This is a genomic window from Kineosporiaceae bacterium SCSIO 59966 (assembly GCA_020881835.1).
Lineage (GTDB): Bacteria > Actinomycetota > Actinomycetes > Actinomycetales > SCSIO-59966 > SCSIO-59966.
In genome coordinates this window covers 532,008-556,120 of record CP052876.1, presented here as the reverse complement: position 1 = coordinate 556,120, position 24,113 = coordinate 532,008, and the positions used below count along the sequence as shown (strand labels likewise).

At 74.6% G+C, this 24,113-nt stretch carries 24 protein-coding genes; 4 read left to right on the top strand and 20 right to left on the bottom strand.

Features of this window, described 5'->3' with window-relative positions; all coding sequences use genetic code 11:
* Nucleotides 1-20: 20 nt before the first annotated feature.
* The 6 genes from HJG43_02805 to HJG43_02780 form a co-directional block, all read right to left on the bottom strand.
* Nucleotides 21-158, bottom strand: coding sequence for a hypothetical protein (locus HJG43_02805; protein UER53660.1), 138 nt, complete (start codon nt 156-158; stop codon nt 21-23).
* Nucleotides 159-331: 173 nt separating this feature from the next.
* On the bottom strand, nt 332-1,930 hold the full coding sequence (gene guaA / locus HJG43_02800; GenBank protein UER55647.1) for a glutamine-hydrolyzing GMP synthase: 1,599 nt from the start codon (nt 1,928-1,930) through the stop codon (nt 332-334).
* A 98-nt stretch (nt 1,931-2,028) separates the two neighbouring features.
* Nucleotides 2,029-2,346: a DUF3817 domain-containing protein gene (locus HJG43_02795; GenBank protein ID UER55646.1), complete on the bottom strand. Its 318-nt coding sequence runs from the start codon at nt 2,344-2,346 to the stop codon at nt 2,029-2,031.
* A 71-nt stretch (nt 2,347-2,417) separates the two neighbouring features.
* Nucleotides 2,418-3,182: an SURF1 family protein gene (locus tag HJG43_02790; protein UER53659.1), complete on the bottom strand. Its 765-nt coding sequence runs from the start codon at nt 3,180-3,182 to the stop codon at nt 2,418-2,420.
* 97 nt (nt 3,183-3,279) lie between these two features.
* Nucleotides 3,280-4,278, bottom strand: a complete 999-nt coding sequence (locus tag HJG43_02785) for a hypothetical protein (protein UER53658.1) — start codon at nt 4,276-4,278, stop codon at nt 3,280-3,282.
* 177 nt (nt 4,279-4,455) lie between these two features.
* Entirely contained in the window at nt 4,456-4,797 is a 342-nt protein-coding gene (locus tag HJG43_02780; GenBank protein UER53657.1) for a nuclear transport factor 2 family protein, read from the bottom strand.
* 145 nt (nt 4,798-4,942) lie between these two features.
* Between HJG43_02780 and HJG43_02775 the strand changes: the two genes are divergently transcribed.
* Nucleotides 4,943-5,968, top strand: coding sequence for an NAD(P)-dependent alcohol dehydrogenase (locus HJG43_02775; protein UER53656.1), 1,026 nt, complete (start codon nt 4,943-4,945; stop codon nt 5,966-5,968).
* Nucleotides 5,969-6,031: 63 nt separating this feature from the next.
* Here the strand turns inward: HJG43_02775 and HJG43_02770 are convergent, their stop codons facing one another.
* The 9 genes from HJG43_02770 to HJG43_02730 form a co-directional block, all read right to left on the bottom strand.
* Entirely contained in the window at nt 6,032-6,316 is a 285-nt protein-coding gene (locus HJG43_02770) for a DUF427 domain-containing protein (protein ID UER55645.1), read from the bottom strand.
* A 61-nt stretch (nt 6,317-6,377) separates the two neighbouring features.
* Nucleotides 6,378-7,997 carry a succinate-semialdehyde dehydrogenase (NADP(+)) gene (locus HJG43_02765; GenBank protein ID UER53655.1) on the bottom strand — a complete coding sequence of 540 codons (1,620 nt, stop codon included), beginning with the start codon at nt 7,995-7,997 and terminating at the stop codon, nt 6,378-6,380.
* A gap of 38 nt (nt 7,998-8,035) precedes the next feature.
* Nucleotides 8,036-9,784, bottom strand: a complete 1,749-nt coding sequence (locus HJG43_02760; GenBank protein ID UER53654.1) for a glycerol-3-phosphate dehydrogenase/oxidase — start codon at nt 9,782-9,784, stop codon at nt 8,036-8,038.
* Nucleotides 9,781-10,905, bottom strand: coding sequence for a GuaB3 family IMP dehydrogenase-related protein (locus HJG43_02755; GenBank protein UER53653.1), 1,125 nt, complete (start codon nt 10,903-10,905; stop codon nt 9,781-9,783). The genes HJG43_02760 and HJG43_02755 overlap by 4 nt, the downstream gene beginning before the upstream one ends.
* 36 nt (nt 10,906-10,941) lie before the next feature.
* Complete coding sequence (guaB, locus tag HJG43_02750; GenBank protein UER55644.1) at nt 10,942-12,468, bottom strand: IMP dehydrogenase; 1,527 nt, start codon at nt 12,466-12,468, stop codon at nt 10,942-10,944.
* 502 nt (nt 12,469-12,970) lie between these two features.
* A complete protein-coding gene (locus tag HJG43_02745) occupies nt 12,971-13,363 on the bottom strand; it encodes a hypothetical protein (protein ID UER53652.1) in 393 nt (130 codons plus the stop codon).
* Nucleotides 13,360-13,941: an RNA polymerase sigma factor ShbA gene (shbA, locus tag HJG43_02740; GenBank protein ID UER55643.1), complete on the bottom strand. Its 582-nt coding sequence runs from the start codon at nt 13,939-13,941 to the stop codon at nt 13,360-13,362. Before shbA ends, HJG43_02745 begins: the two co-directional genes overlap by 4 nt.
* Nucleotides 13,942-13,996: 55 nt before the next feature.
* Nucleotides 13,997-14,602 carry a response regulator transcription factor gene (locus HJG43_02735; GenBank protein ID UER53651.1) on the bottom strand — a complete coding sequence of 202 codons (606 nt, stop codon included), beginning with the start codon at nt 14,600-14,602 and terminating at the stop codon, nt 13,997-13,999.
* A gap of 90 nt (nt 14,603-14,692) precedes the next feature.
* A complete protein-coding gene (locus HJG43_02730; protein UER53650.1) occupies nt 14,693-15,691 on the bottom strand; it encodes a MerR family transcriptional regulator in 999 nt (332 codons plus the stop codon).
* 191 nt (nt 15,692-15,882) lie between these two features.
* Between HJG43_02730 and HJG43_02725 the strand changes: the two genes are divergently transcribed.
* The gene (locus tag HJG43_02725) at nt 15,883-16,212 is read left to right on the top strand and encodes a WhiB family transcriptional regulator (protein UER53649.1); all 330 of its coding nucleotides are present in this window, start codon (nt 15,883-15,885) and stop codon (nt 16,210-16,212) included.
* A gap of 152 nt (nt 16,213-16,364) precedes the next feature.
* On the opposite strand, the gene groL is transcribed toward HJG43_02725, so the two are convergent.
* Both groL and groES read right to left on the bottom strand, forming a co-directional pair.
* Entirely contained in the window at nt 16,365-17,984 is a 1,620-nt protein-coding gene (gene groL, locus HJG43_02720) for a chaperonin GroEL (protein ID UER53648.1), read from the bottom strand.
* 90 nt (nt 17,985-18,074) lie between these two features.
* On the bottom strand, nt 18,075-18,371 hold the full coding sequence (groES, locus tag HJG43_02715) for a co-chaperone GroES (protein ID UER53647.1): 297 nt from the start codon (nt 18,369-18,371) through the stop codon (nt 18,075-18,077).
* Between the two features lie 284 nt (nt 18,372-18,655).
* Between groES and HJG43_02710 the strand changes: the two genes are divergently transcribed.
* The gene (locus HJG43_02710) at nt 18,656-19,834 is read left to right on the top strand and encodes an SAM-dependent methyltransferase (protein UER53646.1); all 1,179 of its coding nucleotides are present in this window, start codon (nt 18,656-18,658) and stop codon (nt 19,832-19,834) included.
* A gap of 10 nt (nt 19,835-19,844) precedes the next feature.
* Here the strand turns inward: HJG43_02710 and HJG43_02705 are convergent, their stop codons facing one another.
* From HJG43_02705 to rimI, 3 genes are all read right to left on the bottom strand, one after another.
* Nucleotides 19,845-21,263, bottom strand: coding sequence for a beta-N-acetylhexosaminidase (locus HJG43_02705; protein UER55642.1), 1,419 nt, complete (start codon nt 21,261-21,263; stop codon nt 19,845-19,847).
* Nucleotides 21,264-21,523: 260 nt separating this feature from the next.
* Nucleotides 21,524-22,570, bottom strand: a complete 1,047-nt coding sequence (gene tsaD / locus HJG43_02700) for a tRNA (adenosine(37)-N6)-threonylcarbamoyltransferase complex transferase subunit TsaD (GenBank protein UER53645.1) — start codon at nt 22,568-22,570, stop codon at nt 21,524-21,526.
* Nucleotides 22,567-23,082, bottom strand: coding sequence for a ribosomal protein S18-alanine N-acetyltransferase (gene rimI, locus HJG43_02695; GenBank protein UER53644.1), 516 nt, complete (start codon nt 23,080-23,082; stop codon nt 22,567-22,569). The genes tsaD and rimI overlap by 4 nt, the downstream gene beginning before the upstream one ends.
* A gap of 6 nt (nt 23,083-23,088) precedes the next feature.
* Between rimI and HJG43_02690 the strand changes: the two genes are divergently transcribed.
* Nucleotides 23,089-23,784: a TetR/AcrR family transcriptional regulator gene (locus HJG43_02690; protein UER53643.1), complete on the top strand. Its 696-nt coding sequence runs from the start codon at nt 23,089-23,091 to the stop codon at nt 23,782-23,784.
* Nucleotides 23,785-24,113 lie beyond the last annotated feature (329 nt).

Genomic DNA, 24,113 nt, shown 5'->3' with positions numbered 1-24,113 from the left:
GGTCAGTGCCTGAGCCTTGGTCAGTGCTTGCGCAGGTCCGTCACCGCGTCGTGCTGCTGAGCGCCATCGTGCTTGGCACGCTTGGCGGCGCGCTTCTCCTTGATCGAGCGACCCGGTTTCTTCGCCGTCCGGTTCTGGGTGTGGGACTTGTCGGACATCGTCGCTCCTGTGCCTGGGCGGGGCGCGCACGGCCCCGTCGGGCACCAGCCACGCTAGACCTCCCAGCCCCCCAGCACGAGCCCACGTCCTGCGGGCTTGACGTGGCCGAACCCCGTCCCCTGGCCACGTCAAGCCCGCACGACGTGGGAGGGCGGCGGACGGCGGGGCGGCGTCACTCCCACTCGATCGTGCCCGGCGGCTTGCTCGTCACGTCGAGGACGACCCGGTTGACCCCGTCGACCTCGTTGGTGATCCGGGTGGAGATCCGCGCGAGCAGGTCGTGCGGCAGTCGGGCCCAGTCGGCCGTCATCGCGTCGTCCGAGGTGACCGGCCGCAGCACGACCGGGTGCCCGTAGGTCCGTCCGTCACCCTGGACGCCGACCGAGCGGACGTCGGCGAGCAGGACGACCGGGCACTGCCAGATGGCCCGGTCCAGGCCGGCGGCGGTGAGCTCCTCGCGGACGATCGCGTCGGCGGCGCGCAGCGTCTCGAGCCGGTCCCGGGTGACCTCCCCGACGATCCGGATGCCGAGCCCCGGCCCGGGGAACGGCTGGCGCCACACCATCGCCTCGGGCAGCCCGAGCTCCGCACCGACCGCGCGCACCTCGTCCTTGAACAGAGTCCGCAGCGGCTCGACAAGCTCGAAGGCCAGGTCCTCGGGCAGTCCCCCGACGTTGTGGTGGCTCTTGATGGTCGCTGCGCCCTCCCCGCCACCGGACTCCACGACGTCCGGGTAGAGGGTGCCCTGGACGAGGAACCGGACCTCCTCGCCCTGCTCGCCCGCCTCGGCGAGGATCTCCCGTGCGGCGCCCTCGAACGCCCGGATGAACTCCCGGCCGATGACCTTGCGCTTCTCCTCGGGGTCGGTGACCCCGGCGAGCGCGTCGAGGAACGTGTCGGCCGCGTCGACGACCTTGAGCCGGATGCCGGTCGCCTCGACGTAGTCGCGCTCGACCTGCTCGGCCTCACCGGCGCGCAGCAGGCCGTGGTCGACGAAGACAGCGGTGAGCTGGTCCCCGACCGCCCGGTGCACGAGCGCGGCCGCCACCGCCGAGTCGACCCCGCCGGACAGCCCGCAGATGACCGCGGCGCCGCCCACCTGCGCGCGGACCCGCTCGACCTGCTCGGTGATGACGTTGCCGGTGGTCCAGTCCGGCTCGATCCCCGCACCGTTCCGGAGGAAGTTCTCGATCACCTGCTGGCCGAAGGTGGAGTGCCGGACCTCCGGGTGCCACTGGACGCCGAACAGCCGCCGCTCGACGTCCTCGAACGCCGCCACCGGCGCCCCGGAGGACTCCGCGACGACGGTGAACCCCTCGGGCGCCCGCCGGACGGCGTCCCCGTGGCTCATCCACACGCTCTGCGTCTCCGGCTGCCCGGCCAGGAGCACGCTGTCCGAGGGCTGTGCCCGCACCTGGGTGCCGCCGTACTCACGCAGGCCGGTGCGGGCGACCTCGCCGCCGAGCGCCGCGGCCATCGCCTGGAAGCCGTAGCAGATGCCCAGGACCGGCACGCCCGCCTCGAACAGCGCCTCGTCCACCCGCGGGGCGCCCTCGGCGTACACCGACGACGGGCCGCCGGAGAGGATCACCGCGAGCGGCTGCTTGTCCAGCATCCGCTCGACCGGCATCGAGTGCGGGACGATCTCGGAGTAGACGTTGGCCTCGCGGACCCGGCGGGCGATGAGCTGGGCGTACTGGGCGCCGTAGTCGACGACGAGCACCGGCCGGTGGCCGGTACCGGGCGCCGCGGCGGAGCGGTCGGCGCCGATGCCGGTGGACGGCGCGCCGTCGGCGACCAGCTCGGACGCCGGGTCGTCGGGCCGGGACGGCCGGGTGGGGGCGTCGTCAGCGCTGGAGCCCGGGACGGTCACCGCGCCAGCGTAGTGCCGCCGCCCGCACGACCCTCGAGCGCGGCGATCCGGTCCCGCGCCTCGCCGGTCACCTTCCGCTCGACGACGAAGGACAGTGCCGGGACGACGCCGGCCAGGACCAGCTGGACCAGCCGGCCCGGGCCCCAGCGCAGCTTGGACCACATGTCGACGACGGTGACGAGGTAGATGACGTAGATCCAGCCGTGGGTGATCGCGATCCACGTGCCGAGGAACGGCTCGCCGTCGAGCAGCAGGTACTTGACGATGATCTCCACGGTCAGCAGCAGGAGGAAGCCACCGGTGACCCAGGCCATCACCCGGTAGCGGGTCAGCGAGGCGGCGAGCCGGCTGGGGGCGCGCGAGGAGGTGGCGCGGTCGGTGGTGCTCACGACGTCGATTGTGCCTGCTCGGGTGCGGCCGCCTCGGCGCGGGCCTCGAGCTCCCGCTCGTGGGCGTCCCGGACCAGCCGCCACCAGAAGAACACGGCGAACCCGGCGAACAGCCACCACTGCAGCGCGTAGGACAGGTTCTGCAGGGCCAGCCCGTCCGCGGGCTCGACCGTCGGCACCGGCTCCAGCGGCGGCTCGGTATCGGTGAGCGCCAGGTAGGCGGTGTACAGCGGCGGGTCCCAGACGTTGACCAGGTCGGCGGAGGCGACGGTGGGCAGCTCGCGGGTGCCGGGGCCGGCGCCGCCGACCGGCGGCTCGCTCTGCTCCAGGCGGCCCTCGAGGGTGACCCGTCCGGCGGGGACGTCGAGGGGCCTCGCGCCGTCCGGGAGCCAGCCCAGGACGACGGCCAGGGTGCCGCCGTCCGTCTCGTCCGGCCGGTCGACGGCGAGCGGGGCGACGAGCCAGGACCCGGGACGGCCGTCGAGCTCCCGGTCGGGGACGCGCACCGCGGCGTCCGGGTCGAGCACGCCGGTCACCCGGACGAGCTGGCGGACGTCGCTGCCCTCGAGCGGCTCGGCGGGAGCGAGCACGTCCTCCAGCGGCACGACGCCGCGCCCGGCCGTCTGCTCGCGGACCTCGCGCGCGGCCTCGTCCCGGGCCCGGCCGAGCTGCCAGTCACCGAGGTAGGCGAACAGCGTGGCCGCCGCCAGGGCCACGCCGAGCAGCGCGATGAAGTGCGGTCGCGTGGCGGTCCGGAGCACCTCCCCACGCTACCCCGCCGCCCATCCCCCGATCTCTGGAGCCTTTCCGTGGTCTCCGGGCCGGCCGAGACCACGGCAAGCCTCCAGAGATCGCGCGTCACCAGGCACGCGCGGCACGGGGGCGCCAGAAGTCGGCGTCGTCGAGCGGCACCGGGGCACGCAGACCGGTGAGGCGCCACAGATCGTCGAGGACGGCGTGGCGCTCGTCTCGGACGGAGGTCCGGTCGTACCGCAGCAGCTGGATCGAGCCCATCGTGGTCAGGCGGTTCTGCCGACGACGGTCCAGGGACGGCTGGTCGGCCTCGTCGTGGTACCCACCGTCGTACTCCGAGCCGACCGGGTGACCGGGGACGCGCAGGTCGGGGACGCCGATCACGGCACCGTCGGCGTCCAGGACCGGCACGTTGACCCACGGCTCGGGTAGACCCGCCAGCACGTAGATCATCCGCAGCCGGGTCTCGCCGGGCGAGCGCACGTTCTCCCGGCACAGGTCGACGGCGACCCGGACCAGCCGGACGCCGGGCCACCGGCGACGGTCCGCGGCGTAGACGGCGAGCAGGACCCGAGACAGGCCGAGCTCCCACAGGAAGGCGTCGGCGACGACCACGGCCTCGACGAGACGACGCTCACGCATGAGGTCGAAACAGGTGCGCAGCGGCGAGGTGAGGAGCACGCCGTCCTTCTCGACGATGTCCCGGTCGATCTCGCTGTGACCGACGAGCCCGCCGCCCCAGTCGGGCGTGCCGCGCAACGTCAGCCGCCGGCGGTTCAGACCCGCGACCCCGGTGCCGGCCGTCAGCACCGGCCGGGTGACGTCGAGCGGGACGACGCGTCCGGGCGCAGGCTGCCAGGCACCGTGCAACCAGGCGGCCAGGAGCCCGCACGCGACGACGTCCTGCGGCATCACGAGCCGGGCGGCGGCCAGCCGCACCTCGCTGGTGACCTCGACGGACTGGTGCACGTACACACCCCGCACCAGCCGCCGCCAGATGCTCGACCTCAGCTGCTCCTCCGTCAGCTGGCCGGCCGCGACAGCGTCACGGCCTCGAAACGGGGCGTGGACAAGCTCGTCCGGTGCGTGAGGCGTGATCGGCATGCTGCGACTGAGCCGCAGGCGACCGCACCCTGCCAAGGGGCCCCGTCGGCCTGTGGACAGACACGAGGAACGACCGGTCCTGTGGAGGCCCAGTCACCGCCACCCGCCGCGACGAGTGGAGGCTTTCCGGGGTCTCGAGCCCACACGAGACCCCGGAAGGCCTCCAGAGGTCGGTTGCTAGGCCGGCTGCGCGGTGTACAGCACCGTCTGCACGCGGATCAGGCCGTCCGCGAAGACGAACGTGTCCACGCCGTTGTCGACCGTGCGGCCACCACCGGTGGCCTTCCACTCCAGGTAGAGGACGTCGTCGGCGAACACGGTGTCGAGCTGCCACTGCGCCTGGGGGACGTCGCTCAGCAGCTGGGTGAAGACCTGTCGGGCGCCGTCCTTGCCCCGGAACACCTGCTTGTTCACCACGAGGACCGCGTCGTCGCGGTAGTCGGCGACGATCTCCTCGAGGTCCTCCGCACCGAGCGCCTGGCCGTGGTGCGCGAAGACCTCTTCCGGTGTACGGGTCATGGCCCCTCCTTCGTGGATGTCCCGACCACCGATCGTCCGCCCCGGCGCGGCGACGGGCCAGGGACCAACGACCCTGTGGGCGGGCGGTCGTCGGTGCTTGCCTTTACCGTCGGATCGAGACCGACACGAGGGGAAGGGGACGCCCATGAAGGCGGTTCGCCTGCACCGGTACGACGAGCGCCCGGTGGTCGAGGAGGTTCCCGAGCCGACCGTCGAGCGACCGTTCGACGTGGTCGTGCGGGTCGGTGGCGCCGGCCTGTGCCGCACCGACCTGCACATCATCGAGGGCCAGTGGGCCAGCCGGAGCAACGTCTCCCTGCCCTACACGCTGGGGCACGAGAACGCCGGGTGGGTGCACGCCGTCGGTCCGGCCGTCGAGCACGTCCAGGTGGGGGACGCCGTCATCCTGCACCCGCTGGTGACGTGCGGCTTCTGCCGGGCGTGCCGCGCGGGGGACGACGTGCACTGCGAGGCGCAGTCCTTCCCCGGTATCGACACCGACGGCGGAATGGCCGAGTACCTCAGGACGTCGGCACGCTCGGTGGTCCCGCTGCCGGCCGGCGTGCAACCCGCGGACGTCGCAGCGCTCGCCGACGCGGGACTCACCGCCTACCACGCGGTGAAGAAGGCCCTGCCCCTGCTGCACCCGGGCAGCACGTGCGTCGTCATCGGCGCCGGCGGCCTCGGCCACATCGGCATCCAGTGCCTCACGGCGCTGAGCGCGACGCGGGTCGTGGTGCTCGACGCCAACCCCGACGCGCTGGCCCTGACGACCGGCTGGGGCGCCGACGAGACGGTGCTCGTCGACGGCTCGCACGTGGAGCGGGTGCTCGAGCTCACCGACGGCCACGGAGCCGAGGTGGTGCTGGACTTCGTCGGCGAGCGTGGCGCGGAGCGGGACGCCTGGGCGATGACCCGCCGGGCGGGGAGCCACTACGTCATCGGCTACGGAGGCACGGTCGAGATCCCGACGATCGACGTCATCTCCACCGAGCGCAACGTCATCGGCAACCTCGTCGGCAGCTACAACGAGCTCGTCGAGCTGATGGCGCTGGCGGCGGCGGGAAAGGTCGTCATGCAGACGACGAGGTACCCGCTCGACGCTGCCCTCGACGCGATGGCAGACCTGGACGCCGGTCGGCTACGGGGCCGAGGGATCCTCGTCCCCTGACCGGCAGGCAGTCCCAGCGGTTCAGTCCGGACGGTTCGGGTCGACCTTCCGGACGCCGACCGGCTAGTCCTCGACCCGGACGTCCTTCCAGAACGCCACCCGGTCGCGGACCATCTCGGCCTGCGGGCTCGGCTCCGGGTAGTACCAGACGGCGTCCTCGCTGCGCCGCCCGTCGGCCTCCAGCGAGTAGTACGAGGCCTCGCCCTTCCACGGGCAGCGCGTCGTCGTCGCCGAGGGCCGCAGCAGGTCCTCCCGCAGCGAGGACCGGGGGAAGTAGTGGTTGCCCTCGACGACGACGGTGTCGTCGCTCTCGGCAACGACGTGACCGTTCCACACTGCTCGCATCAGGAGACCCTGTCTCTGCGCCTGCAGCAGCCTGCGGCTGCCGCAGGTGCGGGTGGTCCCTCGCTCACCGGGCACCCAGCATCTTGAGCGCACGCAGCCCCCACGTCATCGCGCGGGTGTAGGTGGCGCCGTCCAGGTCGTACACCCGCCCCATCCCCAGGCCGCGGTGGACCATCCGCTGGACGCCGATCGTCTGGGACTCGGTGTACTTGAGCAGCCCCTCGGCGCCGTGCCGGCGGCCCAGTCCGGAGTCCTTCATCCCGCCCATGGGCGCCCCGGTGGCCGTCCACGCGGTGAGGTACCCCTCGTTGACGTTGACGGTGCCGGCCTGCAGCCGTCGGGCGATCGCCCGCCCGCGGCGCAGGTCGCGGACCCAGACGCTCGCGTTGAGGCCGTACGCCGTGTCGTTCGCGACCCGGACGGCCTCGTCGTCCCCGCCGACGACGCGCACGGACACCACCGGGCCGAACGTCTCCTCGACCCAGCACGGGTTGTCGGCCGGGACGTCGGCGAGCACGGTCGGCTCGTAGAACAGGGGACCGACGTCAGGACGGGCCCGACCGCCCGCGAGCACCCGGGCCCCGGCGGCGACGGCGCCGTCGACGTGGGCGGCCACCGCGTCGAGCTGGCGACGGGACACCAGGGATCCCATGTCGGCGTCGAAGTCCAGACCGGGTCCGAGGCGCAGGGCCCGCACGCGGCGCAGGAAGGCCTCGAGGAACCGGTCCGCGACCGCCTCGTGCACGAGCAGCCGCTCGGTCGACACGCACAGCTGCCCGGCGCTGGCGAAGCTCGCCCGGACCGCGCCCTCCGCGGCGACCTCGACGTCGACGTCCTCGGTGACGTAGAGGCTGTTCTTGCCGCCGAGCTCCAGCGACGCGCCGACGAGGCGGCGGGCAGCCTGCTCGGCGACACGCCGGCCGGTTGCCGTCGAGCCGGTGAAGCACACGTAGTCGCAGGAGTCCACGAGGGCACCACCGACGGTCGCGCCGTCACCGACGACGACGGCGAACACGCCCTCCGGCACACCGGCCCGGTGCAGCAGCTCGGCTGCCCACAGCGCCGACAGCGGCGTCTGGCTGTCCGGCTTCACGACGACCGCGTTGCCGGCGAGCAGCGCCGGTAGCGCGTCGGACACCGCGAGCGTCAGCGGGTAGTTCCACGGCGCGATCACCCCGACCACACCCTTGGGGTGACGGACCTCGGTGCTTGTCGACAGCAGCGGCACCAGCCCAGGCCGGCGGGCATCGGCCAGCAGTGAGGGACCGGTCCGGGCGTAGTGGCGGGCGACGATCGCGATGTCGGCGACCTCCTCGAAGGCGTGCGCCCGGGCCTTGCCCGCCTCCAGCTGCACCAGGTCGAGGGCCTCGCCCTGGTGCTCGAGCACGAGGTCGTGCAGCCGCAGCAGCACGGCGGCCCGCTCACCGACCGGGCGGGCGGCCCAGTCGCGCTGCGCCCGGCGGGCCGCCTCGACGGCGTTCGCGACGTCCTGCGGGGTGGATGTCGGCACGCTGACCAGCGGCAGGCCGGTGAACGGTGCAGTCGTCGTGCGCCGTTCAGCACGCGGCGAAGCGACGACCCGGTCAAGGAGTGCGGCTACCCGGGCCGGGTCCAGGGCGGCATGCAGCGGATGGGTCGTCGGCACGGTGGGCGCGGCCGGGGCCGACGCCGTGTCGCTCAACATGCAGGCATGCTAACGGACAGCGCCCCGTCAGGTACCCGTCACACGAGCGGCACGATCTCCGGGGCGCCGAGCCGGGCGGAGTCGGCGGTCTCGTCGTCCGGCTGCTGCTGGCTCAGCCGCTCAGCCTCCACCCGGGCCAGGTAGTGGGAGACCTCCTTGTCCCGCTGCTCGTCGCTCCAGCCGAGGACCCGGCCCATGAGCGCGGCCGCGACGGGGGCCGCCGCCGTCCCGCGGTCCCAGGTCTCGATCGAGACCCGTAGCCGGCGGGTGAGCACGTCGTCGAGGTGCCGGGCGCCCTCGTGGCTGACGGCGTAGACCACCTCGGCGGCCAGGTAGTCCTCGGCCCCGGTGAGCGGCTCGCCGAGCGTGGGGTCGTCGGCGACGAGGGCGAGCACCTCGGGGGTCAGCGCGCCGTGCCGCTGCAGCAGGTGCTCGATACGGGCGACGTGCAGGCCGGCGGCCTCGGCGGTGCGCCGCCGGGCGTTCCACGCGGCGGCGTACCCCTGGGCGCCGACGAGCGGGATGCGGTCGGTGCAGCTGGCCGCGACCCGGAAGTCGAGGCTGCGGGCGACCTCGTCGACGGCGTCGCGGGCCATCACCCGGTAGGTCGTGTACTTGCCCCCGGCGACGACGACGAGCCCGGGCACCGGGTGGGCCACGACGTGCTCGCGGGACAGGGCGCTGGTCTCCTCGCTCTCCCCGGCCAGCAGCGGGCGCAGGCCCGCGTAGACCCCCTCGACGTCCTCGCGGGTGAGCGGCGTGACGAGAACCCGGTTCACGTGCCCGAGCAGGTAGTCGATGTCCCGGCTGGACGCCGCCGGGTGCGCCTTGTCGAGGTGCCAGTCGGTGTCGGTGGTCCCGATCACCCAGTGCCGGCCCCAGGGGATGACGAACAGCACGCTCGTCGCCGTCCGCAGGATGATCCCGGTGCGGGACCGGATCCGGTCCCGTGGGACGACGAGGTGGATGCCCTTGGAGGCGCGGACCTCGAACTGGCCGCGCTCGCCGACCATCGCCTGGGTCTCGTCGGTCCACACCCCGGTCGCGTTGACCACCTGACGGGCACGGACGTCGAGCTCCCGGCCGGACTCGAGGTCGCGCACCCGCGCCCCGACGACCCGTTCGCCCTCGCGCAGGAAGCCGACCACCCGGGCCCGGTTCGCGACGTGCGCGCCGTAGGAGGCTGCGGTGCGGACGACGGCCAGCGTGTGCCGGGCGTCGTCCACCTGGGCGTCGTAGTACTGCAGGGCTCCGACGAGAGAGTCGCGGCGAAGCGCCGGGGCCTCGCGCAGCGCCCCGCGCCGGGTCAGGTGCCGGTGCCCGGGCACGCCCCGGGAGGCCCCGGAGGTGAGTCCGAGGGTGTCGTAGAGCACCAGCCCCGCACCCACGTACGGCCGCTCCCAGACCCGGTGCGTCAGCGGGTAGAGGAACGGCACCGGCCGCACCAGGTGCGGGGCGATCCGCTGCAGCAGCAGCGCCCGTTCGGCGAGGGCCTCCCGGACCAGCCCGAAGTCGAGCATCTCGAGGTAGCGCAGGCCACCGTGGATGAGCTTGCTGGAGCGGGACGACGTCCCGCTGGCCCAGTCCCTCGCCTCGACCAGCCCGGTGGTCAGCCCGCGGGTGGCGGCGTCCAGCGCGCTGCCGGCACCGACCACCCCACCGCCGACGACGAGGACGTCGAGCTCCTCGGCGGCCATCGCGGCGAGCGCCTGCTCGCGCTCGGCCGGTCCGAGCGCGACCGGTGCCCCGGTGACCAGTGGGCGCGGGAACCTGCCGGGGCGGGTCATGCCGGCTGGTAGGGGGAGACGACGACCTCGACCCGCTGGAACTCCTTGAGGTCGGAGTACCCGGTGGTAGCCATCGCCCGGCGCAGCGCGCCGACGAGGTTCGTGGTGCCGTCGGCGATCCGGCCCGGGCCCAGCAGGATCTCCTCCAGGGGCGCGACCGTGCCCACCCGGACCCGCTCCCCGCGGGGGAGCTGCGGGTGGTGGGCCTCGCTGCCCCAGTGCCACCCGCGGCCGGGGGCCTCGGTGGCGCGGGCGAGCGCGGCGCCGAGCATGACGGCGTCCGCGCCGCAGGCGACGGCCTTGACCAGGTCACCGGAGCGGCCCACGCCGCCGTCGGCGATGACGTGCACGTACCGGCCGCCGGACTCGTCCATGTAGTCGCGGCGGGCTGCGGCGACGTCGGCGACGGCGCTGGCCATCGGCGCGTGGATGCCGGTGACGATGCGGGTCGTGTGCGCCGCGCCGCCGCCGAAGCCGACGAGGACGCCGGCCGCACCGGTCCGCATGAGGTGCAGGGCCGCGGTGTACGTGGCGCAGCCGCCGACGACCACCGGGACGTCGAGCTCGTAGATGAACCGCTTGAGGTTCAGCGGCTCCGCGCGCCCGGAGACGTGCTCGGCCGAGACGGTGGTGCCGCGGATGACGAAGAGGTCGACGCCGGCGTCGACGACCGTCTTCCACAGCTGCTGGGTGCGCTGCGGGGTGAGCGCGCCGGCGACGGTGACACCGGCGTCGCGGATCTCCCCGAGCCGCCGGGTGACGAGGTCGGGGTCGATGTCCGCGGAGTAGATCTCCTGCATCCGCCGGGTCGCGGAGCCCGGGTCGAGTGCGGCGATCTCGGCGAGCAGCGGCTCGGGGTCCTCGTAGCGGGTCCACAGGCCCTCGAGGTCCAGGACGCCGATGCCGCCCAGGCGGCCCATCGCCACCGCGGTGGCCGGCGACATCACCGAGTCCATCGGCGCGGCCATCACGGGCAGCTCGACGTGGTAGGCGTCGATCTGCCAGTCGACCGAGACGTCCTCGGGGTCGCGGGTGCGCCGGCTCGGCACGATCGCGACGTCGTCGAAGGAGTACGCCCGGCGTCCCCGCTTGCCGCGCCCGATCTCGATCTCGTTCATCACGCTGCCAGGCTACCGGCGGCCGGAGGGCGGGACGCCTCAGCGGGTGCCGTAGTTGGGCGCCTCGACGGTCATCTGGATGTCGTGCGGGTGGGACTCCTTGAGCCCGGCCGCGGTGATCCGGACGAACCGTCCACGCTCCTTGAGCTCGGCGATGGTGGCCGAGCCGGTGTAGAACATCGACTGGCGCAGCCCGCCGACGAGCTGGTGGGCGACCGCGGCCAGCGGTCCCCGGTAGGGCACCTGGCCCTCGACGCCCTCCGGCACGAACTGGTCGTCGCTGAGGACGTCGTTCTGGAAGTAGCGGTCCTTGGAGAACGAGCGGGCACCGGTGCGGGTCTGCTGCGCGCCGAGGCTGCCCATCCCGCGGTAGGACTTGAACTGCTTGCCGTTGATGAACACGAGGTCGCCGGGGCTCTCCTCGCAGCCGGCGAGCAGCGAGCCGATCATCACCGTGTCGGCGCCGGCGACGAGGGCCTTGGCGATGTCACCGGAGTACTGCAGCCCGCCGTCGCCGATCACCGGGACGCCGGCCGGCCGGCACGCCTGGGCGGCCTCGTGGATGGCGGTCACCTGGGGCACGCCGACACCGGCGACGACCCGGGTGGTGCAGATCGAGCCGGGGCCGACACCGACCTTGACGCCGTCCGCGCCGGCGTCCACGAGCGCCTGGGCGGCGGCCCGGGTGGCGACGTTGCCGCCGACGACGTCGACGTGCGCGGCGGCCGGCTCGGCCTTGAGCCGGGCGATCATCTCCAGGACGGCGTGGGAGTGGCCGTGCGCCATGTCGACGACGAGGACGTCGACGCCCGCCTCGACGAGCAGCATCGCCCGCTTCCAGGCGTCCTCGAAGATGCCGATGGCGGCGCCGACCCGCAGCCGGCCGGCCTCGTCCTTGGTGGCCAGCGGGTACTTCTCCCGCTTGACGTAGTCCTTCACGGTGATGAGGCCGCGAAGCCGGCCGGCGTCGTCGACGAGCGGCAGCTTCTCGACCTTGTTGCGGGCCAGCAGGTCCATCGCGGCGTCCGGGGCGATCCCGACCGGGGCGGTCACCAGCGGCATCGGCGTCATCACCTCGCGGACCGGGCGGCCCGGGTCGGTCTCGAAGCGCATGTCGCGGTTGGTGATGATGCCGACGAGGCGGCCGTCGTCGTCGACCACCGGGACGCCGGAGATGCGGAACCGGCCGCACAGGGCGTCCACCTCGCCGATCGTGGCGTCCGGCCGGGTCGTCACCGGGTGGGTGACCATGCCGGCCTCGGAGCGCTTGACGACGTCGACCTGGTGGGCCTGGTCCTGCGCGGACAGGTTGCGGTGCAGGACGCCGAGCCCGCCTTGGCGGGCCATCGCGATCGCCATCCGGGACTCGGTCACCGTGTCCATCGCGCTGGACAGCAGCGGGACGGCGACCTCGATCCGGCGGGACACCCGGCTGCGGGTGTCGGCCTCGCTGGGGACGACGTCGCTCTGGGCCGGCAGCAGCAGCACGTCGTCGTAGGTGAGGCCGACGAACCCGAAGGGATCGGCGCCTGCCGTCGCGGACGCGATGTCGTTCACCCCGCCGATGCTAGCCGTCGGCGGCTGGGCCGCCGTGCGGGCTCGGCCGCTCGCCGCCGTCGCGGCGGGGCGGCGGCGCAGGGTCCTGGGCCGGCGGCGGCTGCGGCGCGGTCCGGACGCCGGGCGTGGCGGGAGGGCCGGGCGGGGCAGGCTGGGGGGTGGGCGCGGGCGGCACCGGCGGATCGGGCCGGGCCGGCACGGCGGGCTCTGCGGGCTCTGCGGGCTGAGCGGGCTGAGCGGGCTCGGCGGGCTGCGGGGGGCCGGGCCGGCACCGCGGGCCGGGCGGGCTCAGCGGGCTCAGCGGGCTCAGCGGGCTCAGCGGGCTCGGCGGGCCGCGCCAGGTCCGGCTCCGAGGACGCCGGGCCGCGGTCCGGGGGGACCTCCTGAGGCAAGCCGTCCTGCGGCACCGGGACGCCGCCGGAGGGTCCGGCGTCCGCGCCGTCCCGGTCGGCCGGGTCGCCGGCAGCCGGGGCGCCGGGGGCCGGCGTCGCCCCCGCGGGCTGCGGCCCGGTCACCGCACGCTCTCCCACGACACCGTCGACGACCTCACCGGCGACCCCCACGACGGCGGCCCGGACGGCGTCGACGGCCCGGTCCGCCCACGGCGGCAGCACCCCCTCGGACGCCGCCGCGGCACCGACGCCGCCGACGGCCAGGGCGGTCGCGACGGCGGCGGACACGGCGGCCCGGCGGCGCCGGCGGCCCCGACCGGGTCCGCGCGCCGGTCCGGGGCCGGCCGCGACGTCGGGGCCGGGACCTGGGCCGGCCGGTCGACGTCCGCGGCGAGGGCGGCCAGCAGGACGGCGACCTCGTCGGCGTCCGGGTCGAGCGGGGCGCGGGCGCCGAGGCTGTCGAGCAGGGCCTCGTCGGCGCGTAGCCGGTCGTGGTGGGCGGGCGGCGTCATCCGTGGGCCTCCCGCTCGGCGGGGGCGAGCGCCCGCAGCCGGGTCAGCGCCCGGTGCTGGGCGACGCGCACCGCGCCGGCCGTCATCCCCAGGGCGCGCCCCACCTCCTCGGCGGTGAGCCCGGCGACGACCCGCAGCAGGAGCAGCTCGCGCTGCTGCTCGGGCAGCCGGGCGAGCAGCTCACGGGCGAGGTCGGCGTCCTCGCGCTGCAGAGCCAGCCCCTCCGGGCCCGGCTCCGGGCTCTCCCGGTCGGGGACGTGCTCGACGAGCAGGGGCGCCCGCGCGGCGGCGCGACCGACGTCGGCGACCCGGCGGGAGGCGATCCGGTAGACAAAGGCCTCGAACGGCCGGCCCTCGTGCCGGTACCCGGGCAGTGCGGTGAGCACGGCCACGCACACCTCCTGGGCGACGTCCTGCGCGGTCTGGTCCGCGCCCGCCGAACGGCCCAGGCGCCCGCGGGCGTACCGCAGGACGAGGTGGTGGACGGCGGCGCCGAGCTCCTCGGTGGCCCGCGGGTCCCCGCCGGTCGCGGCGGCGGCGAGCGCGGAGAGCCGCGTCGGCGGCTCTACCGGTGTGATCGCCGGGACGCTGCGGAGCGTTACCACGACAGGTGAGGATGCCGTGCCACGCGGCTCAGCGCACCATGCCCCAGCGGAAGCCGACGGCCACCGCCTGGGCGCGGTCCGCGGCGCCGAGCTTGCGGAACAGCCGTCGGGCGTGCGTCTTCACGGTGTCCTCCGACAGGTAGAGGTCTCGTCCGATCTCGGCGTTGCTGCGCCCGCGGCTCATCCCGGTGAGCACCTGCAGCTCCCGGTCGGTGAGCCGTGGTGCCTGCTCGGGCTCGAGCCGGCGGCGGCCCCGCACCGCAGGCCGGGAGGCGTCGACGGCCTGCAGCACGGCGGCGGTGAGCTCCTCACGGTCGGCGTCCTTGACCACGTACCCGCGGGCGCCTGCGGCGACCGCCTGGGCGACGCCCTCGGCGTCCTCGGCGACGGTGAGGACGACGACGGTCGCCTCGGGGTGACGGGACACCAGCCGCCGGGTCGCCTCGACCCCGCCGATGCCGGGCATCCGCACGTCCATGAGGACGACCGCAGGCCGTTCGGCCGGCCAGCGCTCGAGGACCTCCTCACCGCTGGAGGCCCCCACGACCCGGCTGACGCCGGGCACCTCGGCCACCGCTCGCCGCAGCGCCTCACGTGTCGTCGGTGAGTCGTCGCACACGAGAACCGTCGCCACCACGCGCTCCTGCCCGTCCGTCCCTGCCGCGCACTGCGGCTCCGCACCTGTCCCGCAGTGTGTCGGCACGTCCGGACCCGAACGTGAGCCTCAGCCGGCGACGGACTGCTGGATCTCCTGGACGGCCTGGCCGAGGGAGGTGACCCGGACGGCGTCCAGCCCGGCCGGCAGCTCGACGTCCTGCCAGCCCGGCCCGGCGAGGACCAGCCGCGGCGCCGGACGCATCCGCGGCAGGGACGCGAGCTGGTCGGCGTCAGCGACCGCGAGCGAGGCGTGGACGAGGACGACGGCCGGACCGCTGCGCCGGACGGCGGCGGCCAGCGCGTCCCGCGGCACCCGGCCGCCGAGGACCCGGGAGGGGGTGCCACGCTCGGCCAGCGCGGCGGCGACGGCGTGGACCGGCAGCACGTGCTGCTCCTCCTCGGCAGCGGCCAGCAGCACCGTGGCCCCGCCGCGGACCGGCTGGGCGAGGGTGTGGGCGTGCAGCACGGCGAGCACGGCCTCGGACAGCAGGTGCTCGGACTCCACCCCGCTGCCGGTCTCCTGCCAGCGACGGCCGAGGGCGACGAGCACGGGTGCGACGAGGCGGTCCCAGACCGGCTCGACCCCCTGGACCTCGACGGCCGCGCGCAGGATCCGCACGCACTCGCGGGAGTCCAGGGCGAGGGCGGCGCGGGCCAGGCCCCGGGCGGCGGGACCGGCGTCCGGCAGTGCCACGACGTGGCCGCCGCCGGCGCGGCCGAAGTCGGCCGGCGCCTGGACGTCGGCGGGCTCGCCGGCGGGCAGGGCGGTCACGGTGGCCAGGGCTGCGCCGGTGTCGTCGTCGACCGGGGTGTCGACCGCGATCCGCGCGGCCTCACCGGGCGCCACGCCCTCGAGAGTGAGCCGGCGCATGACCATGAGCCGGGTCAGGTCGGCGGGGGTGTACCGGCGGTGGGCGCCGGCGGTGTGCGCGGACGGGCCGAGCCCGTAGCGCCGGGCCCACGTCCGCAGGGTGGCCGGGGCGACGCCGAGACGGCGGGCGACGGCAGCGACGGTCAGAGTGGGGGCCGACGGTGCCTCGGCGGCCTGCGGCCGGTTCGAGGGCATGACCTGATTCTGCGGACTGGGCCAGGGGGTTGCCAGTCGGCACGCGCACGGAGCACGCTGGACTCTGCCGAGATGTTGACCAAGTCTTGGCGCGAAGTACTTGAACAACCTCTGCAACGATTGCTAGCGTCCCTCTTCGTCGGCGCCGGACGGCGCACCCGCAGGAACACCGACAGACAGAGGAGATGGCCATGGCGGAGATCTCGCGGCTCCCCGGACCGATCGCAGACATCTGGGAGTGGCAGCTGGAGGGTGCGTGCCGGGAGCACGACACCAACCTCTTCTTCCACCCGGAGGGTGAGCGGGGCCCGGCCCGGCGCCAGCGGGACGAGGCGGCCAAGGCGATCTGCGCCACCTGCCCGGTGCTGCAGCAGTGCCGTGACCACGCGCTGACGGTGCGCGAGCCCTACGGCGTGTGGGGCGGGCTGACCGAGGACGACCGCGAGCGGATCTACGCCGAGCAGCGGGCCGCTCAGAGCACCCAGGTCCGGGCCGGAACCCCGTTGCCCGTCGCCAGCTGACCTGACGCCCGACCCCCCAGTCGTCAGCAGCAGCCCCCCGCACGCAGATCAGCCACAACGCAGATCAGCCACAACGCGTCAGGAGCCCGGTCCCCGCGGGGACCGGGCTCCTGACGTGCTGGTGGCCGCTGATGGCCGTGTTGCCGGTCGGCTCAGTGGCCGTGGCCGTGCCCGTGGCCGGCGGCGGCCTCGGGCTCCTCCTCCTCGGGCTTCTCGACGACGAGAGTGTCCGTCGTCAGCACCATCGAGGCGATCGACGCGGCGTTGACCAGCGCGGAGCGCGTCACCTTGACCGGGTCGATGACCCCGGCGGCGACGAGGTCGCCGTACTGGCCGGTGGCGGCGTCCAGCCCGTGGCCCACACCGAGCTCGCGGACCTTCTCCACCACGACGTAGCCCTGCATCCCGGCGTTCTCGGCGATCCAGCGCAGCGGCTCGACCACCGCGCGGCGCACCGCGGTGGCGCCGGTCGCCTCGTCGCCGGACAGGTCCAGGTCGTCCAGGGCAGCGGCGGCGTGCACGAGGGCGGAGCCGCCGCCGGCGACGATGCCCTCCTCGATCGCGGCCCGGGTCGCCGAGACGGCGTCCTCGATCCGGTGCTTCTTCTCCTTGAGCTCCACCTCGGTGGCGGCCCCGACCTTGATCACGCAGACGCCGCCGGCGAGCTTGGCCAGCCGCTCCTGCAGCTTCTCGCGGTCCCAGTCGGAGTCGGTCACCTCGATCTCGCGCTTGATCTGCGCGACCCGGGCGTCGACGTCCTCGGCGGAGCCGCCGCCGTCGACGATCGTCGTGTCGTCCTTGGTGACGACGACCCGGCGGGCCGTACCGAGCACCTCCAGGCCGACCTGGTCGAGCTTGAGCCCCACCTCGGCGCTGACGACCTGGCCGCCGGTGAGCACGGCCATGTCCTGGAGCATCGCCTTGCGCCGGTCACCGAAGCCAGGGGCCTTGACGGCAACGGCGGTGAAGGTGCCGCGGACCTTGTTGACGACGAGCGTGGAGAGCGCCTCGCCCTCGACGTCCTCGGCAACGACGAACAGCGGCTTGCCGGCCTGGTGCACCTTCTCCAGCAGCGGCAGCAGCTCCTGCACCGAGGAGATCTTGCCCTGGTGGATGAGGACGTAGGCGTCCTCGATGACGGCTTCCATCCGCTCGGCGTCGGTGACGAAGTACGGGGAGATGTAGCCCTTGTCGAACTGCATGCCCTCGGTGAAGTCGAGCTCCATCGACATCCCGGAGGACTCCTCGACGGTGATCACACCGTCCTTGCCGACCTTGTCGAACGCCTCGGCGATGAGCTCGCCGATCGTGGCGTCCTGCGCCGAGATCGTCGCGACGTGGGCGATGTCACCCTTGCCGTCGACGTCCCGGGCGTTCTCCAGCAGGCGCGTCGAGATCGCCTGGACGGCGGCGTCGATACCGCGCTTCAGCGCCGACGGCGCGGCGCCCGCGGCCACGTTGCGCAGCCCTTCGTGGACCATCGCCTGGGCGAGCACGGTGGCGGTCGTCGTACCGTCTCCGGCGACGTCGTTGGTCTTGGTCGCCACCTCCTTGGCGAGCTGGGCGCCGAGGTTCTCGTACGGGTCGTCCAGCTCCACCTCTCGGGCGATGGTGACGCCGTCGTTGGTGATGGTGGGGGCGCCCCACTTCTTGTCGATGACGACGTTGCGGCCGCGTGGGCCGAGCGTCACCTTGACGGCGTTCGCGAGCGCGTCGACGCCGCGCTCCAGCGCGCGGCGTGCCTCGTCGTCGAACTCCAGCATCTTGGCCATGTTGTGTCTCTCGTCCCTCTCACGAGGTCGCCCCGGCGTCCGGCGGGTGCCGGCCCACCGGGGCGCTCGTCGTCGTCGGTGCGGCGGGTCTTACTTGTCCACGACGGCGAGGACGTCGCGCGCCGAGAGGATGAGAAGCTCCTCGCCGCCGAACTTGACCTCGGTGCCGCCGTACTTGCTGTAGATGACCTTGTCGCCGACCTTGACGTCGACCGGAACACGGTTGCCGTTGTCGTCGACACGGCCCGGACCGACGGCCAGGACCTCGCCCTCCTGGGGCTTCTCCTTGGCGGTGTCCGGGATGACCAGGCCGGAGGCCGTCGTCTGCTCGGCGTCGAGCGTCTTGACGACGATGCGGTCCTCGAGCGGCTTGATGGAGACCGACACTGCGGACCTCCCCTTCGCTTGTTCTCGCGGGTGGTGTCTCGTCTGACGGGTGCCGCGGGATGCCGTCCGTCGTCGCGGGTGCCGGGCGGCGCCGCCGCAGCGGCTGGCACCCTCGTACCGAGAGTGCCAACCGGACTCTAGGACTCCGGTTAGCACTCGCGCAAACCGAGTGCCAGACCACCCGGCCCCTTCGATCTCTGGAGGCCTTCCGGGGTCTCGATGGGGTCCGAGACCCCGGAAAGCCTCCAGAGATCGGGTCACAGCAGGGGTGCGAGGATCGGGGGGTGGACCTGGCCGGGCTCTCCGCACTGCTCACTCCCCAGGGGTGGGAGCTGCTCGAGGCGCTGCCCCCGTACCGCCAGGAAGCCGCGCTGCACCTGGCCGAGCGGCTCCACGCCGAGGGCGTCGACCGCACGCTCGTCGCCGCCGCGCTCACCCAGTCCCGCCTGCGGGCCCGGGCCCACGCGAAGTTCGGACCGTTCGCCGACGGCATGCTCTTCACCCCCGAGGGCCTGGAGCAGGCGACCCGGCTCGAGGTGGCCGCCCGGCACGCGCAGCGGTACGTCGCCGCCGGCGTCGACCGGGTGGCCGACCTCGGCTGCGGCATCGGCGGGGACGCCATGGCGCTGGCCGCCCTGGACGTCGGGGTGCTCGCCGTCGAGCGCGACGAGCTGACCGCGGCCGTCGCCACCGTGAACCTGCGGCACTGGCCCCACGCGGAGGTCCGGCACGAGGACGCGACGACGACGGACCTGCGCGACGTCCGGGGGGTCTTCCTGGACCCCGCGCGGCGGACGGCGTCCGGACGGCGGGTGCTCGACCCCTGGCAGGCCGAGCCCTCCTGGGACGTCGTCCTGGCGACGGCCGCCCGGGTGCCGGCGACGGGGGTGAAGGCCGCACCCGGCATCCGGCACGACCTGCTCCCCCCGGACGCCGAGACGCAGTGGGTGTCCGTCGACGGGGACGTCGTCGAAGCCGGGGTCTGGTTCGGACCGCTCGCCCGCCCGGGCGTGACCCGCAGTGCGCTGCTGCTGCGCGACGGGTCCGCGACGCTCGTCGACGACACGGGTCTGGGCCGGCCCCCGGCCGGGCCGGTCGGTGGCTACCTCTACGACCCGGACGGCGCGGTGGTGCGGGCCGGCCTGGTCGGGCAGCTCGCCGCGGACGTCGAGGGCCGGCTCCTCGACCCGACGATCGCCTACGTCACCTCCGACCGGCTGGTGCCCACGCCGCTGGGGCGGGCGTTCGCGGTGGAGGAGGTGCTGCCGTTCGGGCTGAAGACGCTGCGCACCCGGCTGCGGGACCGCGGGGTCGGCCGGGTGGAGATCCTCAAGCGCGGCAGCGCGGTCGACGTCGAGCAGCTGCGCCGTCAGCTGCGGCTCACCGGCCCGGGCGCCGCCACGGTGGTGCTCACCCGGGTCGCCGGGCGGCAGTCGGTGCTGCTGTGCCGGCCGGTCCAGTGAGCCGGGTCGCTCACGGTCGGCAGGCGCTGCGCGGCAGGCCGGGCACCTCGACCGGCAGCCGCCCGCCTGCGCGGCCCTGTCCGCGCAGCACGTCGACGAGCGCCGCGAACGCGGCCGGGGTCCGCCCGTACAGCGCCAGCCGGGCCGTCGCCGCCGACGAGCCGGCCAGGCCGTACGGCGCGTCGAGGGCGACCACGACGTCCCCCGACCCGCTCGAGGTGGGCCCGCCGAGCAGCCGGACGACGTCCCCGGAGCCGACCTGCAGCCCGCCGGCCTGCGCGGCGGCGGTGAACCGGGCCCGGTCCTGCGCCGTCCCGCCGACCACCTGCACCGCGTCCCCGACGAGCGGGCCGGAGCACGGTCCGTCGACGACGGTCGTCCCGACCAGGGACAGGGCGTGCACGACCGGTGCGGTGAGCTCGAGGGACTCCGGATCCGGCGGCGCCTGCCGCCCCTGCCAGGTGAGCAGCGCGACGACGCGGGCGGCCGCCTCCTCCACCCGTTCGCGCGGCAGCTCGCCGCTGCGCACCGCGGCGGTCACCGCCTCGACGGCCGCCGCCGGGTCGGCCGGCATGAGCAGCAGGTCGGCCCCGGCGGCCGGGGCCCGGACGGCGGCCTGGCCAGGCCCTGCCTCGGCGGTCACCGCCGCCATGTCGAGGGCGTCGGTGACGGCGACGCCGGCGAAGCCGGTGCGCTCCCGCAGGGCGGTGTAGGCGGCCGCGGACAGCGAGGCCGGCACCCCGGGGTCCCAGGCCCGGACGTCGAGGTGGCTCATCATCACCGCCGGCACCCCGGCCTGCGCGGCAGCGGCGAACGGCACCAGGTCGCGGGCGGCGAGCTCGTCGGCGGACATGGTCTGCACCGGCAGGGTGACGTGGCTGTCGGCCGGCACGCTGCCGTGGCCGGGGTAGTGCTTGGCGACCGGGACGACGCCCGCCTCCAGGTAGCCGGTCACGGCGGCGGTCACGACGTCGGCGACGAGGGCCGGCTCGTCCGAGGCGGCGCGGCTGCCGATCGTCGGGTCGTCGGGACCGGTGGTGACGTCGGCGACGGGGGCGAGCACGACGGTGACGCCGAGGTGGCGCAGCTCCCGGCCCGCCGCCCGGGTCACCGCGGTGGTCACCGGCGAGGACGCCGCAGCGCCGTGGGTCATGAACGTGGGCAGGGGCGTGACCGGCTCGCCGATCCGTTCGACCCGCCCGCCCTCCTGGTCGACGGCGACGACGCCCGGCCAGTCCCGCCCACCGGCGGTGACGGCGTCCTGGACCGCGGCCGCCGTGGCCGCCACCTGCTCGCCGTCGACGACGTTGTCCGCCATCAGGATCACCCCGGCCAGGGAGTGCCGGACGACGAGGTCGGCCGCGTCCTGGGGGTCGGTGCCGCGGTAGCTCGCCACCACCACCTGACCGGCGAGCTCCTCGACGGACAGCTGCGCGACGGCGGTCCGTGCGGCGGTCAGGTCGGCCTCGGTGGGCCCCCAGCCGGTGGGCGCCGGCTCGGTGGACGGTGACGGCCCGGACGACGGGGACGGCCCGGACGGCGCGGACGCCCCGGACGACGGCGGGTCCGCCGTCGGCGTCCCCGACGTCGTGGCGGGGCCCGGCCCGCCGGCGTCCGCGGAGCAGGCGGCCAGCACCAGCGCCAGCGCGGTGAGCACGGCTACCCGACCGACCGCCACGGGGCGCCGGATCACGCCCGGACCAGCTCCACCGGCATCGACGAGTCCGCCGGCAGGTCGAGAGCGGACGGCGTCCGGCCGCGGGCGAGGAGCTGCGCGCCGAGCGCGGCGACCATCGCCCCGTTGTCGGTGCACAGGCCAGGGCGCGGCACCCGCAGCGTGATACCCGCGGCGTCGCACCGCTCCTGGGCCACGGCCCGCAACCGGGAGTTGGCGGCCACCCCACCGCCGATGAGCAGGTGGTCCACGCCGTTCTCGCGGCAGGCGGCGACCGCCTTGCGGGTCAGCACGTCGACGACGGCCTCCTGGAAGGACGCGGCGACGTCCGCGACCGGCACCGGCTCGCCGTCCGCCTGACGGCGCTCCACCCAGCGGGCGACCGCGGTCTTGAGCCCGGAGAACGAGAAGTCGTACCGGTGCCGCTCCAGGTCGTGCGGGGCGGACAGCCCGCGGGGGAACGCGATCGCGCCCGGGTCCCCCTCGCGGGCCTGGCGGTCCACGTGCGGTCCCCCCGGGAACGGCAGGCCGAGCAGGCGGGCCACCTTGTCGAACGCCTCCCCGGCGGCGTCGTCGATGGTCTGGCCGAGGGGTCGGACGTCGGCGGTGACGTCGGGTACGAGCAGCAGCGAGGAGTGCCCGCCGGAGACGAGCAGCGCCATCGCCGGTTCGGGCAGGGGTCCGTGCTCGAGGGTGTCCACCGCGACGTGCGCGGCGAGGTGGTTGACACCGAACAGCGGGACGCCGAGCCCCACCGACAGCGCCTTCGCGGCGGCCACGCCGACGAGCAGCGCGCCGGCCAGCCCGGGACCGCTCGTCACCGCGACGGCGTCGACGTCCTGCAGCCGGACGCCGGCCTCCCGGCAGGCCCGCTCGATGGTGGGGACCATCGCCTCGAGGTGGGCGCGGCTGGCGACCTCGGGGACGACGCCGCCGAAGCGGGCGTGCTCGTCCACGGAGCTGGCGACGGCGTCGACGAGAAGCGTCCCGCCGCGCACCAGCCCCACACCGGTCTCGTCGCAGGAGGTCTCGATCCCCAGGACCAGCGGCTCGTCGTTCACCGGACCAGGGTAGGCAGCGGCCGCAGCCGCATCACGTGGGCGTCGATGCCGCCGGGCTGGTAGTAGGCGCGGCGCACCGCGATCCGTTCGAACCCGCGGCGGGTGTACAGGGCGATCGCCGGCTCGTTGTCGGCCCGGACCTCCAGGAGGAGGCTCGTCGCACCGCGGCGGGCCGCCTCCTGCACCAGGGCGTCGAGCAGCCGTCCGCCGACCCCGCGGCCCTGGGCGGCGGGGGCCACGGCGATGGTCTGGACGTCGGCCTCGGGTCCCGGTGCCATCAGCCCCGCGTAGCCGGCCAGGGTGCCGTCGGCGTCCTCGGCGACGACGTACCACCGGTCCGGGGCGGCCAGCTCGGACCAGAACGTCTCCGCCGGCCAGGCGGTCGGCCCGAACAGGTCGCGCTCGAGGGCGACGACGGGCTCGACGTCCCACCAGCGCATGGCTCGGATCACGGGTCCATCGTGCCGCACGTAACTCGCAGTGACACTGGTTGTCACACCCGTGGTTAGCATCGGTTCATGTCCGCCCGCTCCTCGACCGTCGCCGCGCGGCGACGGGCCCGGCGCGCCGAGATCGTCCGGGCCACCCGGGAGCTGTTCGACGAGCGCGGGCTGCGGGACGCCAACATGGACGACATCGCCCGGGCCGTCGGCGTGAACCGGGCGATCATCTACCGGCACTTCGGCAGCAAGGAGGAGCTGTTCGCCCTCACCCTCGCCGGCTACCTCGAGGAGCTCGACGTCCTGCTCGCGCAGGCCGACGACCCGGCGGCGACGACGCGCGACCGGCTGACCGCGGCGTGCGGGGTGCTGGCCGACTACGGACTGCAGCACCCGGCGTTCCTGGACTGCGCGATCGCGCTGATGCGTCAGCCGGGCGAGGAGCTGCTCGCCGAGATCGGGGGCGGGGCGCTGGTGCAGCTGGGCCGGCTCATGGGCGCCACCACCGGGCGGATCGCCGCCGTCCTGCAGTCCGGGGCCGCGGCCGGTGACCTGGCGGCGTCTGACCTTGCGACCTCGGACGCCGACCTGCTGGCCACGACGCTGTGGATGCAGGCCCTCGGGGCGCTGCACCTGGCACGAACCGGGTTCTACGTGCGGTCCGCGGACGGCGGCCCGCAGACCGTGCCCGTGGACGAGGCGACGGTGCGCCGCCTCGTCGTCGACACCCTCGTCGCCGCCGCCCTCGGCCGCCCCCTCACCCCTCGTCGGTGATCATGCAATCCCGCCACCCCAACCGCCCTCTCGGTGATCATGCAATCCCGCCACCCTGGGCCGCCTGCCCTGCTCCGTGGAGTTCTGGTTCACGTTGCGACAGCCAGGCGGCCGTGAAGACTCCAGGCCTTGCCAGGAAGCTCGGAGAAACAGAAGCGTCCACGTCGGGTCAGGCGCCCTCGACCACAAAATGCTGTGCTGGGCACTGCTTTGCCGGCGTGTCGCGCCACCAACCCAGCATTCTGTGAGCCGGGCGGTGGCCGGCGGGTGGCGGGATTGCATGATCACCGCGAGGGCAGCCGGGGTGGCGGGATTGCATGATCACCGCG

Coding starts and splice junctions, on each gene's coding strand:
- HJG43_02760 (UER53654.1), bottom strand. CDS start 9,784: ATGACCCGCCCCGGCAGGTTCCCGCGCCCACTGGTCACCGGGGCACCG.
- groL (UER53648.1), bottom strand. CDS start 17,984: ATGGCCAAGATGCTGGAGTTCGACGACGAGGCACGCCGCGCGCTGGAG.
- HJG43_02690 (UER53643.1), top strand. CDS start 23,089: ATGTCCGCCCGCTCCTCGACCGTCGCCGCGCGGCGACGGGCCCGGCGC.
- HJG43_02765 (UER53655.1), bottom strand. CDS start 7,997: ATGTTGAGCGACACGGCGTCGGCCCCGGCCGCGCCCACCGTGCCGACG.
- HJG43_02725 (UER53649.1), top strand. CDS start 15,883: ATGGCGGAGATCTCGCGGCTCCCCGGACCGATCGCAGACATCTGGGAG.
- HJG43_02785 (UER53658.1), bottom strand. CDS start 4,278: ATGCCGATCACGCCTCACGCACCGGACGAGCTTGTCCACGCCCCGTTT.
- rimI (UER53644.1), bottom strand. CDS start 23,082: ATGCTAACCACGGGTGTGACAACCAGTGTCACTGCGAGTTACGTGCGG.
- HJG43_02745 (UER53652.1), bottom strand. CDS start 13,363: ATGACGCCGCCCGCCCACCACGACCGGCTACGCGCCGACGAGGCCCTG.
- HJG43_02805 (UER53660.1), bottom strand. CDS start 158: ATGTCCGACAAGTCCCACACCCAGAACCGGACGGCGAAGAAACCGGGT.
- HJG43_02795 (UER55646.1), bottom strand. CDS start 2,346: ATGGCCTGGGTCACCGGTGGCTTCCTCCTGCTGCTGACCGTGGAGATC.
- HJG43_02775 (UER53656.1), top strand. CDS start 4,943: ATGAAGGCGGTTCGCCTGCACCGGTACGACGAGCGCCCGGTGGTCGAG.
- HJG43_02730 (UER53650.1), bottom strand. CDS start 15,691: ATGCCCTCGAACCGGCCGCAGGCCGCCGAGGCACCGTCGGCCCCCACT.
- HJG43_02780 (UER53657.1), bottom strand. CDS start 4,797: ATGACCCGTACACCGGAAGAGGTCTTCGCGCACCACGGCCAGGCGCTC.